5 protein-coding genes and 1 pseudogene are annotated in these 14,400 nt (G+C 32.2%); 2 read left to right on the forward strand and 4 right to left on the reverse strand.

Going from position 1 to position 14,400, the window contains the following annotated elements:
* Positions 1-79: 79 nt before the first annotated feature.
* The 4 genes from AAFU52_RS13565 to AAFU52_RS13580 form a co-directional block, all read right to left on the reverse strand.
* Positions 80-1,771, reverse strand: coding sequence for a hypothetical protein (locus tag AAFU52_RS13565; RefSeq protein WP_438422292.1), 1,692 nt, complete (start codon positions 1,769-1,771; stop codon positions 80-82).
* A 35-nt stretch (positions 1,772-1,806) separates the two neighbouring features.
* Positions 1,807-3,693, reverse strand: a complete 1,887-nt coding sequence (locus AAFU52_RS13570; protein WP_438422293.1) for a leucine-rich repeat domain-containing protein — start codon at positions 3,691-3,693, stop codon at positions 1,807-1,809.
* 38 nt (positions 3,694-3,731) lie between these two features.
* Positions 3,732-5,369, reverse strand: coding sequence for a leucine-rich repeat domain-containing protein (locus AAFU52_RS13575; protein ID WP_438422294.1), 1,638 nt, complete (start codon positions 5,367-5,369; stop codon positions 3,732-3,734).
* A 157-nt stretch (positions 5,370-5,526) separates the two neighbouring features.
* Positions 5,527-9,615: an ATP-binding protein gene (locus AAFU52_RS13580; RefSeq protein ID WP_438422295.1), complete on the reverse strand. Its 4,089-nt coding sequence runs from the start codon at positions 9,613-9,615 to the stop codon at positions 5,527-5,529.
* A gap of 222 nt (positions 9,616-9,837) precedes the next feature.
* On the opposite strand from AAFU52_RS13580, the pseudogene AAFU52_RS13585 reads away from it, so the two are divergent.
* Positions 9,838-10,041: pseudogene (locus AAFU52_RS13585) on the forward strand (type IV secretory system conjugative DNA transfer family protein); the annotation flags it as partial.
* Between the two features lie 228 nt (positions 10,042-10,269).
* The gene (locus AAFU52_RS13590; protein ID WP_438422296.1) at positions 10,270-14,244 is read left to right on the forward strand and encodes an ATP-binding protein; all 3,975 of its coding nucleotides are present in this window, start codon (positions 10,270-10,272) and stop codon (positions 14,242-14,244) included.
* Positions 14,245-14,400 lie beyond the last annotated feature (156 nt).

Raw genomic sequence — 14,400 nt, forward strand, 5'->3', positions numbered from 1 at the left:
TCTAATACCTTAAAAATGACTTGTACTATTTGTGCGATTATTAGCAGTATTTATGAATTATAAGTTCATATCCTAAAAGCTAGTTACATCCTTCTCCAGGATCAGAGAGTATGGTAAGTATGCCTCCGTTTGACGTTTGCAGATCACAGACTTCTGCAGGTATACTAGATATTGGATTATTCGTTAAACTTAATAGTCCTAGACTTGTTAACTGACCTAACTCTGATGGTACGGTGCTTAATTGATTATTAGCTAGTGTTAAAACTACCAAAGTGTTAATGTTACCTATTGATGAAGGAATAGCCTCCAGATTATTATTGTTTACATTTAAGGTTTCTAATCCTGTTAGTTGTTGATCTATATTATCAGGGATTTTGGTGATGTTTTTGTTGTTGATTGTAATAGTTTTTGGATTACCATTGGTATCAAAACCAACCTCTGGATAATTATCTACACTCCATCCCAAGGTATTACCAGGGTTGGCACTATAGATACTAATAAGTGCGTCTTTTGGGGAGATCGTGCTAGAAGGAGGCAAAGGACCTACAACTAATGCATTATTTAATGTCAATAAAAAAGAGAAAGATGAAGGTATTGTGGTCAAGTTACTTTCATTAATAAATAAAGCACTTAGGTTTATTAAGAATCCTATTTCGGGTGGTAAAGAAGTTATTTGGTTATTTATCAAATCTAACCGTGATAAGTTAAGAAGCAACCCTATCTCGGGAGGTATGGTAGTAAGTGGGTTATCTATAATTTGTAAACTTTCTAAATTAGATAGAAATCCTATTTCTTTGGGTAACGAAGTAAGCTGGTTACCTTTTAAAGATATTCCTATTAAAGTAGTGAGTTGCCCAATTTCTGAAGGTAGTATTATAATTGGGTTACCGTCTAATACAAACAGTTCTAAATGCGATAGCAAAACAATTTCTGAGGGTAATTCACTAATGTTTTTGAAGCCAATGAACAAACCAGTTATATTGCCATTTACATCTGTATCAACCCCGTTCAGGCTTCCTAAATCTGAATCTGGTGTAATTGCTAAATCCCAATCCAAGGTGTTTTCTGGATTGTCATCCAAAATAGCTTGCAATGCATCTTTTTGAGTTGATGGGACTTTAACAGAAACAGTATACACAACTTCACTACCGTCTTCTGCGGTTACTGTATAGACTACTGGAGTAGTAAAATCCTGAGAAATAATTGGATTTATTGTTGCCTTGTCAGATATTTCAATTGTTGGGGATAAATCTATAACTGTAGTTCCCATAGGCACTGTAGCCTTTATGGTTTTGTTTTCTTCATCTATAATAGCCGTAACATCGACGACAATAGTATTATCTGCCACTAGAAATACAAAACTTGTAATTTGTTTAGCACTGCTATTACTAACAAGAGTTACCTCAAAACTGTTTGTACTCCCATCTTCTGCACTAACGGTATAGGTCACGGGATTAGTAAAATCTTGCTCTCCTGTAGGATTAAAACTAGCCTTTGCAGATACATCAATTGTAGGTGTTAATGTTGTTAAAGGAGTATCAACAGGTAATGTAGCAGTAATAGTTTTGGCTATGGTATCTATATTTGCTGTTACATCTGTTGATAATATCGTGTTGTTGGCAGACAAAAACTTAAAATTTGTAATTTGTTTAGAATTGCTTTTTACAATTTCGACAGATGCTGGCTCGTCATCTTTACTACAACTTATAACACAAAAAATGATTAAGAGATAAACGATTATGTATAGATTATTATGGATATATGTTTTCATGATTTTTATATTAAGAGTGAATGACAACTTTTTTATTAATTACAACCTTCCCCGGCATCAGAGATTATGGTAAGTATACCTCCGTTTGATGTTTGTAGATCACAGACTTCTGTAGGTATACTAGATATTGGATTATTCATTAAGCTTAATAGTCCTAGACCTGTTAACTGACCTAACTCTGATGGTACGGTGCTTAATTGATTATTAGCTAGTGTTAAAACAACCAAAGTGTTCATATTACCTATTGATGAAGGAATGGTCTCCAGATTATTACTGTTTACATTTAAGCTTTCTAATCCTGTTAGTTGATCTATATTATCAGGGATTCTGGTGATGTTTTTGTTGTTGATTGTAATAGTTTTTGGATTACCATTGGCATCAAAACCAACCTCTGGAAAATTATCTACACCCCATCCCAAGGTGTTACCTGGGTTAGCACTATAGATACTAATGAGTGCATCTTTTTGGGAAGCAGTTTCTGGTACAACACCCACATCTAGGTATAAATCCATAACAGAAATACGATTATAAATAGACTGGGGAATAGTTGTTAAATTATTATTTTGGATATCTAAAAAAGATAGGACATTCAGAAACCCTATTTCAGCTGGTACAGAGGTTAGTTGGTTGTTCTGCAAAAATAACTCCCCTAAATTCGTTAATGCTCCTATTTCAGAAGGGATAGCGGTAAGTTGGTTACCATATAATTTTAAAGAACTTAGCTTGTTTAGCTGCCCTATTTCTAAAGGTATAGAAGTAAGTTTATTATCATTGAAAGATAAAACTTCTAAACTACTTAATTGTCCTATCTCTGCTGGTATAGAAGTTAATCTGTTGGAATTTAAGCTTAGCTTTTTCAAATTCGTCAACAAACCAATTTCTACTGGTATACTGTTTAAACCAGTTTGCTCACATTCCACTTCTTCTAGTTTAATCAGTTGTCCTATTTCTGAGGGAAGAACACGTATAGGATTCTTACTAAGGTTTAGGGTCGTTAATTGTTTCAGAAGCCCAATTTCTGGCGGTAATTCTGCAATACGATTTTGAACTAAAATCAATCTTCTTATACTTGTGAGCTGCCCTATTACAGATGGGATTATGGTGATGTTGCCAAAACCAAGAAGTAAATCAGTGATACTACCACTGGAATTTGTTGTGACTCTACTTAGATCATTTAAGTTTGGTGTATTTTCTAGATCCCAACCCAAATAATTTTGGGGATTGGCATCCAAAATGGCTTGTAAAATTTGTCGTTGACTTAATAATACGTTAATAGTTACTGTATATATTACTTCACTACCATCTTCGGCAGTTACTTTGTATTCTACAGGATTTGTAAAATTCTTTGCTGTATCAGGGGTTATAGTGGTTAGAGCCGATGTTTTAATTTCTGGTAATAATCCGGTAATATCTGTGCCTATAGGCATAGCTGCTGTTATGGTTTTGTTATCTTCATCTATAGTCGCTACAACATTTACATTGATGGGATTATTGGTAAGCAGAAATACAAAACTTGTAATTTGTTTAGCACTACTATTACTAATGAGAGTTACCTCAAAACTATTTGTACTCCCATCTTCTGCACTAACGGTATAGGTCACAGGATTCGTAAAATCTTGCACTCCTGTGGGACTAACACTAGCTTTTGCAGATACATCAATTGTAGGTGTTAATGCCGATAAAGGAATATCACTTGGTAACGTAGCAGTAATAGTTTTGGTTATGGTATCTATGCTTGCTGTTACATCTGTCGATAATACCGTATTGTTGGTAGACAAAAACTTAAAATTTGTAATTTGTTTAGTATTGCTTTTTACAATTTCAGCAGGTACTGGCTCGTCATCTTTACTACAACTTATAACACAAAAAATGATTAAGAGATAAACGATTATGTATAGATTATTATGTATATATGTTTTCATGATTTTTACATTAAAGAGTGAATGACCTCGTTTTTTCACTAGTTACATTCTTCTCCAGGATCAGTGAGTATAGTAAGCATTCCCCCGTTCGACGTTTGCAGATCACAGACTTCTGTAGGTATGTTTATTAACGGGTTGTTGGTTAAATTTAATAGTTGCAGATTGCTTAATTGACCTAGCTCTGATGGCACTGTCGCCAATTTATTATTCCCAAATTCTAGAGCCACTAACGTATTTACATCTCCCAAAGATGTTGGAATATCTTCTATACTATTATTATTTACTATTATAATATCCAATGAAGTGAGTACACCTATAAAATCAGGTAATCGGGCAAGGTTTTTGTTATTTAAACGCAAACCTGTTGGGTTACCATTTGCATTAAAATCAACATCAGGAAAATTATCAACCCCCCATTCTAAAGCATTACCGGGATTGGCACTATAGATACTAATAAGTGCATCTTTTTGAGAAGTAGATTGAAACGTAACAAGATCATGCAAGAAATCCATGCTTGGTGCGGTAAATAACTCCAAAAAACGAAGACATCGAGGAATGGCTGTTAAATTGTTGTTTGTAATGTCTAAGAAGTTTAGATTGATAAGAAAACCTAATTCAATCGGAATAGAATTAAGTTGATTATCACTTAAATTAAGAACACTTAAGTTCGTTAATAAACCTATCTCTTGAGGTAAAGTCGTTAGTCGATTATTTTTTAGAATCAAATGCTCAAGATTGGTCAATTGACCAATCTCTGATGGAATATCCTCAAGCTGGTTTCTATTTAAATTCAAATCAATTAGACTACTCAGCGCTCCAATTCCTTTTGGTATTGAACTAAGCTGGTTGCTGTTTATTGACAAAATGATAAGCTTTGTCAATGCTTCTATTTCTGATGGTAGGATTGTAAATTGGTTACTATTTAAGTATAATTCTTCTAAATCTGTTAACTGTGATATTTCATTAGGTAGAGTAGTCAATTGATTTACTGATAGACGCAATATTTTCAAACTAGATAATAAACCAATTTCTTTTGGAAGGGTACTAAGGTTGTTCTCCCCTAGTAACAAAATTTCTAAACTCGTTAATTGCCCAATTTCTGCGGGTAATTCGTTCAGGTTTTTATTCGGCAGGTTTAATTCACTAATGTTACCTTGAGTGTTCAGAGTTACCCCGTTTAAACTATCTAAGTCGGTAGTGTTTTGCAGATCCCAGCCTAAAGTGTTATCAGGATTGACATCTAGGATGAGCTGTAAGACTCCCTTTTCACTCAATTCTCGAGTGATGGTTACCGAGTAGTTCGTTGTTGATCTATCCTCTGCAACAACAGTAAAAATTAAAGGATTGGTGAAATCTTGCGATCCCGTAGGATTAAAACTAGCCTTTGCAGATACATCAATTGTGGGTATTAATCCTGTTAAAGGAGTATCAACAGGTAATGTAGCAACAATGGTTTTGGCTGTTGCATCTATATTTGCTGTTACATCTATCGACAATACCGAATTGTTAGCAGACAAAAACTTAAAACTTGTAATTTGTTTAGCATTGCTTTTTACAATTTCGACAGGTGCTGGCTCATCATCTTTACTACATCCGGTGATAAAGAAGATGGTTAACAAAAGAATAATTGAACTTATTTTAGAAACGTTTTTTTTAGATGAATTTATAGTTTTCATGACCCCATTTTTATTTAGGGTCAAAATAACAGCCTAACTCTCTACATGGCTTGTACTATTATTTCGTTTCCTTGAAGTATTCATGCATAACAAAAAAAACGCTAGTACTATTATTGCAAGAATATTATAAAATTGGATACTAAGAGTTGATAATCAATTATTTGCTAATGTCGCTAGGAGAGAGGCCAAACTCTTCTTTAAATGCACGACTAAACCATGAAGGATCATTAAATCCTACTTCATATGCAATTTCGGATATCGTTTTATCTGTAGTTGTTATTAATTCTTTAGCTTTTTGAAGACGTATTGACCTGATGAAAACTGCAGTAGACTTGTCTGTAATGGCTTTTAATTTTCTATAGACCTGAGATTCGCTTAAATACATTTTTTTTGCAAGTTCACCCGAACCAAAATTAGAATTATCCATTTCCTTATGAATTATTGCCATCGTTTTTTGAAGAAACTTTGCTTCCGGCTTTTCAGGGCTTTTGTTCAAAAATTGATAAAAACCATTATTTTGGATTTTCTCTATTAGTTTTTTTCTCAATAAAACAAGTTGATCTAATCTCACAAATAGTTCTTTTTTATTAAAAGGTTTTGGCAAGTAGGCATCTGCTCCATGAGACAAGCCTGTAATTCTATCTTCTTCGGTTACTTTGGCAGTTAGAATTATAATGGGGATATGATCTGTGCGTTCATCAGATTTCAAGGTGGCACATACTTCAAATCCATCTTTACCGGGCATCATTACATCGCAAATAATGACATCGGGTACTCTTTCTAATGCCAATTCTATACCTTGAATACCATCTATGGCATGTATGGTTGTATACGTTTCTTTAAGACATATTTTTAAATAATGCGCAACATCTACATTATCCTCTATAATGAGTACTATAGGTAATTCAGGATCATCAATCTGTACTTGATCTATGTCTTCAAACATAGGATCTGAATCAGAAATATATGGTTTAATAGGAGTTGGGACATCTTTCGAAGTAGGAGCGTTTCTTGTAACAGGAATCTCAATACTAAATTCGCTCCCTTTTTCAAGCTTGCTTTTAACACTTATGGTTCCATTCATTAATTCAATGAGTTCTTTGGCTAAAGCTAAACCAATACCAGTCCCTCTATTTTGTGTAGAGACAGGTACATCTGTTTGATAGAATCTATTAAAAACATTAGGTAGTTCTTCTTCTGCAATACCTTTACCATTATCCTTTACTTTTATCAATAAATATTCCCCTTCTTCTTGTACTACCTGATTAATGTGCACAATTATTTTACCAAAAGGAGCTGTAAATTTTATTGCATTGGATAAAACATTGGATAGAATAGACGTTAATTTAGTAAGATCTAAATCCATTATTAATTCATCTATTTCTGAATAAATTGTTAGATTTATTTGATTTTCTTCTGCTAGCGAATGAAAACTTTCACCGAGATATTTTACTAAGGGAACCACATCGGTTTGGATTAATTGTAACTCCATATTTCCACTTTCAGACTTAGCTAGATCTAACATCTCATTAATCAAATGCAACAAATTTTTACCATTACGATGAATCATTTCTAAGGATTTTCCTGCACCTTCAAAACTTTTGTTTTCAACATTTAATTCTAGCGAATCTGCCATACCAAGTATTACGGTAAGTGGTGTTCTAAATTCATGCGTAATATTAGAGTATAACTTTGTTTTGGCTTTACCCATTTCTATAAGTTTCTCGGTTTGCGCACCTAGTAACTCATTTTTGTAACTTATTTCCAGAGTTCGTTCTTTAACCACTCCTTCTAAAGCTACATTTTTTCTCTTTAATTCCTGAGATCTCCATTTAGAAAACAAAACCATAAAAGTAATAGCTGCCATACCATAAATTAAATATGCCCACCACGTTCTTTGCCAAGGTGGTAAAATGGTAAAAGAATATAGGTCTTCACTGCCAATTTCATCGTAAATGTTTTTTGAGCGTACTTTAAAAGTATAATTACCCTCAGGCATGTTAGTATAGTCTTTTTTAGTCTCAGTAGACCAAGAAGACCAACCATCTTCAAAACCTTCTAAAAAATATTGATATACGTTTTTTTCTGATTTGGTATAAAAGGGAAGTGTATATTCAAATTTTAATGTGTTATTTTTAAAGGGAATTTCAAAACGATCTTTTGTTTGTTTATGTTTACTAGCACCTGAATAGATTAATGAATCGTTATTAACCCAAACTTTTCTTAGTTTAGTAGATAGGTTTCTATTTAAAGATCTAGCCTCATTTTCATTATACATAAGAATACCATTCGTTGTAACAAAAAGAGCTATCTCATCCATTACTTCAAGGTAATCTAGTCTAAAATCGGAAAATAGTTTGTATTCTGAAATTTCTGATAGTTTATTTTTAGAAACCTTAAATACTTTATTCTCATCATCTGTTATAGTTGTATGCCATAAGCCGCCTTTACTATCTATAAATTCATAACCAAAATCTTTATTAGATTTGTTGTACTGACCTGACCATAAGCTGTACTTTTCAAAAGTTTGGTCAATTTGATTAAATTTATAATATCCATCCTCAGTTGATACGACAAGTTTATTTTGGAATTGGGTAATAGAATTGTTTGACATTGAAGGAAGTCCAGATAAGGTATCATATTTTTTAATCAGGAATTTGGTTTGTCCACCAGAATTCTCAGATATATATTTTCCAAAATACAACCCTTTTTCCTGGACAGCAAGCCATAGATTTCCCATAGACCCCTCTACTATACTAGTTATAACACCATCTGCTTGAAGAAGATGTCTTGTAATCCATTTATTATCTACAAGAGTAAAATCAAATAGCTCTTTCTCATTAGTAGCAAAATAAAATTTGGAATCATATATATCTGATCTTATAAAGGAAGAAAAATTAGAACCCTTTTCTGCTATCAGTTGTGTAGCATAAATATCACTAATTTCATAAACTTGACTTTCATTGCGGGCAAATATCCCTTTTTTGGTAGAAATAATATCTACAAGCCTGCCAGCTCTGAGACCTTCTGTTTTTTTAAAAACAAGGCCCTTTTCTTCTGTGTATAAATCACTCTTTGTTAGATAGTATATACCATTACTTTCAACCAATAACTTCCCTGATTGATAACATACTGATGTCACAATTTCATTTAATCCGCTTAAATCATTAAATATTCTAAAAGGAGATGCCCATTCTATTTTAGAAATACCTTCACCACCACACACCCAAATGGCCCCATTACTATCTTCATAAATCGCATAGAGTTCATTACTGGTCAAACCATGTTTTTTTCCAAGCCTTTTTTTTATCTCACCTGTTTTTCCATCGATTATATATACTCCAAAGATAAGTGTTGCAAGAGCGTAATCTCCGTTAGATAAAGCTACCCCTGCGTACACATTACTTTTTAATAAAATAGCATTGCTTTTTTGGTTGAATTTCTCAAACCTTTCTCCATTGTATAATAGTAATCCTTGATGGGAATGAATAATTAATATTTGATTACTTTTATAGGGGAGCATTTCCCGGATTCTTTCTGGTTGTTTATCATCATTGCTTATTAAAATTTCTGATCCCGAAACTACCTTTAGCGAATCATCAATAAGTTTTTGTAATCCTACACTTTGGTCATTTAAATATAATGAACCATTCACCTTAAAAATTTCACCAAATTCTTTCTTTGCTTTCCATGTTGTGAACTTTTTGCCATCCCATTTAAAAAGATATTTAGGGGATGAAAAATAGGCATTATCCCCAATAGTAACAGTTGACCAAATATTTCCAAAATCTTTATAGTTAGTCTCTAAAGAATCTCTAAGAGAATGAAATTTCATTTCGCCCAACTTGTCTGGTTCTAAGTATCCTAATTCTTGATTTCCACCTACAAATATTTTTTCATTATCTGTTTTTGAGAAAGTCATAATCCAATTTTTATGCTCTGTAGGTATGAAATCCCAAGAATTACCGTCATATTCAAGAATTCCTTCGCCATTTCCTATGTACATAAACCCATTGTTTCCTTCAATAATTTTAAAGTTCCAAGGACTGTTTTTATAATCGGCAGAAGTGTAGTTTTCAATATAGGGTACCCCAGCTTCCCAAATTTCTTTTGGTGTAAATTTTAGGTTAGAATTCTTTTTTTTCTGAGAAAATGCACTAAAAAAGGTAAATAAAAATAGTACAAAAAAGATATAAAGAAAATATCTTCCTTTCGTAGCGCTAAATATAGATTTTGTTTGTTTCATTTCCTAAGCCCCTATATTACAAAAATATTATTAAAGGTAGATTTTGAAATAGTTTTCCTATAGAATTTGCTTTTGCAAATGTAATAGAAAAAGCAAGAGGCTAACACGATAAAGCGGTGTTAATGATTGTTTTTTTTAACATAATTATTTGATAATCAAATAACTAATAACTGATAAATTTAAACAAATAATCAAGTTTTACAGCAAATCTTGTTGAAACTTTTGATTGCTATTTTTCAATCTTTAACTACCAAAAGGTTGATTTCTTTTTTGAATTCCAATATAACATCTAAGAGTATGGCAAGTACTTTTATTGGTGGAATGGATTCCGACAAGCAAACGGCAGGTGTTAAAAGCACCTTGGCCAATGCCTTTAAAAAGATAAGCTCTCAAAAACTATTTATGGTATTGTCAAAAGACGAAGTTCTCCCTAAAAGAGAATAAATCAATTTACAAACAAAAATCAAATAGAATTAGCTGTATTTTAATATATTGAAGTTTGGTGTAACAAAGAGTAGAATACATTTTGCTTTGGGAAGGCTAGTAGTTAAAGTTTAATCAATTAAAACAAGAGACTTAAAGACTTTTTAAGGTTACCTTAAAAATGATAGGAATTCCAATCTAGATTTAAAGTTGAATCTGAAATTAAAATCTATGGGAAAATTGTATACCAAAATAGTTATTGTTCTAATACTGCTTTGCTGTATAGATAATGCTCTAGCTAATAAGAAGTATAGTATTGAGCAAATTACAGTTAAAGATGGCCTGGCTAGTAACAATATACGTTCTATCTGTCGTGATCGTTTAGGTCATTTATGGATTGGAACCGTTGGAGGACTGCATAAGTATGATGGTTTTTATATGCAAAAGTTCTTATACGATGACGAAAGTGATAAATCCATACCAAACAATCATATTAATTTCATCATTGAGGATGATTCCTTAAATCTCTGGATCGGCACACGACGAGGATTAGCGCGTTATAATAGAGAAGAAGATTCATTTTCAACTATTGTATTTGATGAAAATTCTGCGGGAGTACATTCTTTTAGTAAGGAGAATAATCAGCTTGTCTTTGGGTTTTCTACAGGGTTAGCATTCTTTAACTATAAAACTAATGAGTTTGATGTAAGACTTTTTAACGGAAAAGGCCCGGATAATTCTATTCTTAAACTGGCTAGTTTCGATAATGAAAACTTTGTTATTGGCTCAACTAGGAATGGGCTATGGATATATAATAAGACATCGACCGATATAACTCAAATTGGTGATAAAGAAATTGATGGTGTTTATGATGTTTTGGTCGACAAAAAAGGAATATTGTGGGTTGTTACTAATAAAAACGGGATAAAACTTTTTAAAAAAAATGGAGAAGAGGTTTTTGATGAGACCATAAATCAGTTGATAAACTCTCAGTACCGTTTTGTAACGGATCTTGTTGAAAAAGGAAGTGAAGTATACATCGCAACCGATGGAGGAGGGATAATAATATTTGATCAAATAACAAGGAAGATTCAGAAATTACAGCATCAAAAAAGAGTTGAAAATTCATCACTCTCTTTACCCAGTAATTCCATTACCGATTTATATTTTGATCATTTTGGAAATCTTTTTGTAGGAACAGTTCGTACTGGTTTGATCTGGATCAATGAAGTAGCTGCTCAATCTTTTGCTGAAGTCCCTTTTGGTAATCATTTTGGATTGTCTAACCCAACTGTCTTGACATTATTCGAAGGTAATGATGATAAAATATGGATAGGAACCGATGGGGGAGGACTAAATATGTTTGATCCAAAGTCTAATACATTTGAACATATACAAGAATTTCGAGAAGGAAAAATTGTTTCGATCTGTGGGTATGGAGAGAATAAACTTTTAGTGAGCTTTTATCATGATAAAATTAGAATATTTGATATAAAACGAAATACATTTGAAAAGGAAGAGAACAACTCCTGGTTAAAAAAATGGAGTGAGTCAGATTCTTATGTTCCTACATATCTTTTTGATGACAAATATGGTAATATCTGGAATTTTGGTAGGGAAAAAGTCGAACTAAGAACTAATGATGGTACAATAGATATATTAGCGAAGAGTAATGGGTGGAACATAGAACAGCCCATAACGATGAACATTCTACAAGAAATCAATAATGAAGAGTTTATTGCGGGTGGAGTGGGTGGAGCATATCTAATAAATACTTCAAAAAAATCGGTTAGTAATGTTTTTTCATTATCTAATGAGAAATGGAATTGTGAAAGGTATAATAATTCTATTTACTCGATGATTAAGATAAGGGATAGCATATGGATGGCTTCTTCAATAGGACTCTTCTGTTATGACAAGAAAAAAAAACAAATTCATTATAATAAAAACAAATTTTTCTCCGCTGTACATAGTGTCACAGAAGGAGTAGACAACAGTTTATGGCTGGGAACCAATAATGGACTTTATCGTTATTATCTTTCTGATGGAAGCTATCAACTTTACGGAAGATTTAAGGGAGTTCGTATCCATGAATATATGAATGGTTCAGTATTAAAATGTAGGAATGGAGATGTATATTTTGGTGCTGCAGATGGATTAGTGAAAATTAATGCTAATCAAGATACTAATCAATCATTAACTGCTCCTGTAGTTTCTATTGTTGATATAATTACTGATGGTGCTCGAAAAACAGAAAATCAAGAGGGAAATCTACTAAACAATGAAATTAAATTAGTTTGGAATAATTCAAGTTTACGTTTCAATTTGGTAGTAAACGAAAAGGATATTTTTCGTAACAGAATATATAGAATCCAATTTGATGGATATTTAAATAATGTCATAGAAACCACTAATCCACAAGTTTATTTTACTCATATCCCGAATGGAACTTATGAAATAAAAATATGGTGCAATCTTACAGATGGAAGTTGGCCTAAAGAATATACATCAATATCACTTTTTGTCCCATTACCTTGGTGGAAACGTTGGTGGTTTATTGGAGGTGTCATTTCTCTTACATTATTTATTTTTATTCAGATGTCATTAGATTTTAAAAAGCAAGAAAAACTAAAAGCAGAATTATTTATTGAAAGAGAACGAAAAGAACAAGAGAAATTGCTTTACAAAAGAAAACAAGAATTTTTTACTAATATTTCACATGAATTAAGAACTCCTCTAAGTCTGGTATATGGTCCGTTAAATCGTTTGTTAGGTCAAGATTTTTTTACAAGAGAAGAGGTGTTTCGGAATATAAAAGTAATGCATGGAGCAACTCTTAAAATGATACGTTTAGTAGAGCAGGTTGTGGATATTCGAAAGTTTGAAGTAGGAACAGGAGAGATTCAATTGGATGTTTTGCATTTAAATAATTGGTTAAATCAATATTTAAAACAGTTTGAATTGGAATTTGAAACTAAAGGAATAACCCTTGTTGTCGAATTATCAGAAAAAGAAGAAGTTGTAGCATTCGATGAAGATAAATTGGATAAAATTCTTAGCAATTTATTAATCAATGCCATTAAGTATTCTCCTCAGAATGGACAAGTGTTTTTAAGCTATACAAAAAAAGTTGATAAAATTGAATTTGTCATAGCAGATGAAGGGCCGGGGGTTTTAGAAGAAGAAAAGGAAATAATCTTTGATCGTTTTTTTCAAGGAAGTAATCATTTAGGAGGTTCGGGAATTGGATTAACATTTGTTCGTAAACTAGTGGAGTTCCAACACGGTGAAATTTGGGTGAATAATAGACCTGAAGGTGGAGCCGAGTTTAGTTTTTACTTGCCTTGTACAAATAATTTGGAACCAGAAAAGAATAATACATTAGTATATGACGAGGCATATTTTGATAAAAATGAATTTGTGCAGAATAATGATTTTGAATTGTTGAAAGATAAAGTTGTTTTGGTTGTTGAAGATGATATTGACTTGAGAACCTTTATTGTTAAAGGACTTGGGCAGCATTGTAAGATTGTTGAAGCTACTAATGGAGAAGAAGCATGGCATTTGATTTTGTCTCATTTTCCTGATATTATTATTTCTGATATAATGATGCCAAAAATGAATGGTTTTCAATTATGTGAAAAAATCAAAAATGATGTTCGTGTGAGTCACTTAGTAGTTATATTACTAACGGCCAAGAGTGATGAGGAGAGTCGATTATTAGGATACAAAGGAGGAGCAGATGCTTATTTGTCAAAACCTTTTAGTTTGGATTTATTGTGCGTTCGATTAGTGAATATTATCGAAAATCGAAGCCATCAAAAAGAATTAGTAAGAGTAAAACAAAAAATTGTTCCAGCATTGATAACCTATAACAATACCGATGAGATTTTTCTTAAAAGGGTTATTACTATAATAGAAAACAATCTCGATGATTCTAATTTTAATGTAAATATGTTAAATGCTGAGTTTGCAATGAGTAGATCTGCATTTTATGCAAAAATGAAAACTATATCTGATTTGGGTGTTAATGAATTTATTAAACTCATCAGAGTTGATTTTGCTGCCGAACTATTAAAAAACACAAGCCTCCCTGTAAACGAGATAGCCACTAAGGTTGGTTTTGATAACCAACGATATTTTAGCACAGTTTTTAAGGAAATGAAAAACTGTACACCTACTCAATATCGTGAAATTGAAAGGTAATAATTTTAAAGAATAACTTAGATTTTTAATCATTTGTTGCTAATAAATAGTGCAATAATTAAAGAAAGCAAAGTTTTTCCCTAACCGATGTTAAGGGTTTTAAGTGTTGGTGATAAATTAATGGCAAATCTGAATAAAAGATTCGATGTAAAATAG

The organism is Aquimarina macrocephali (assembly GCF_051627225.1).
Taxonomy (GTDB): domain Bacteria; phylum Bacteroidota; class Bacteroidia; order Flavobacteriales; family Flavobacteriaceae; genus Aquimarina; species Aquimarina macrocephali.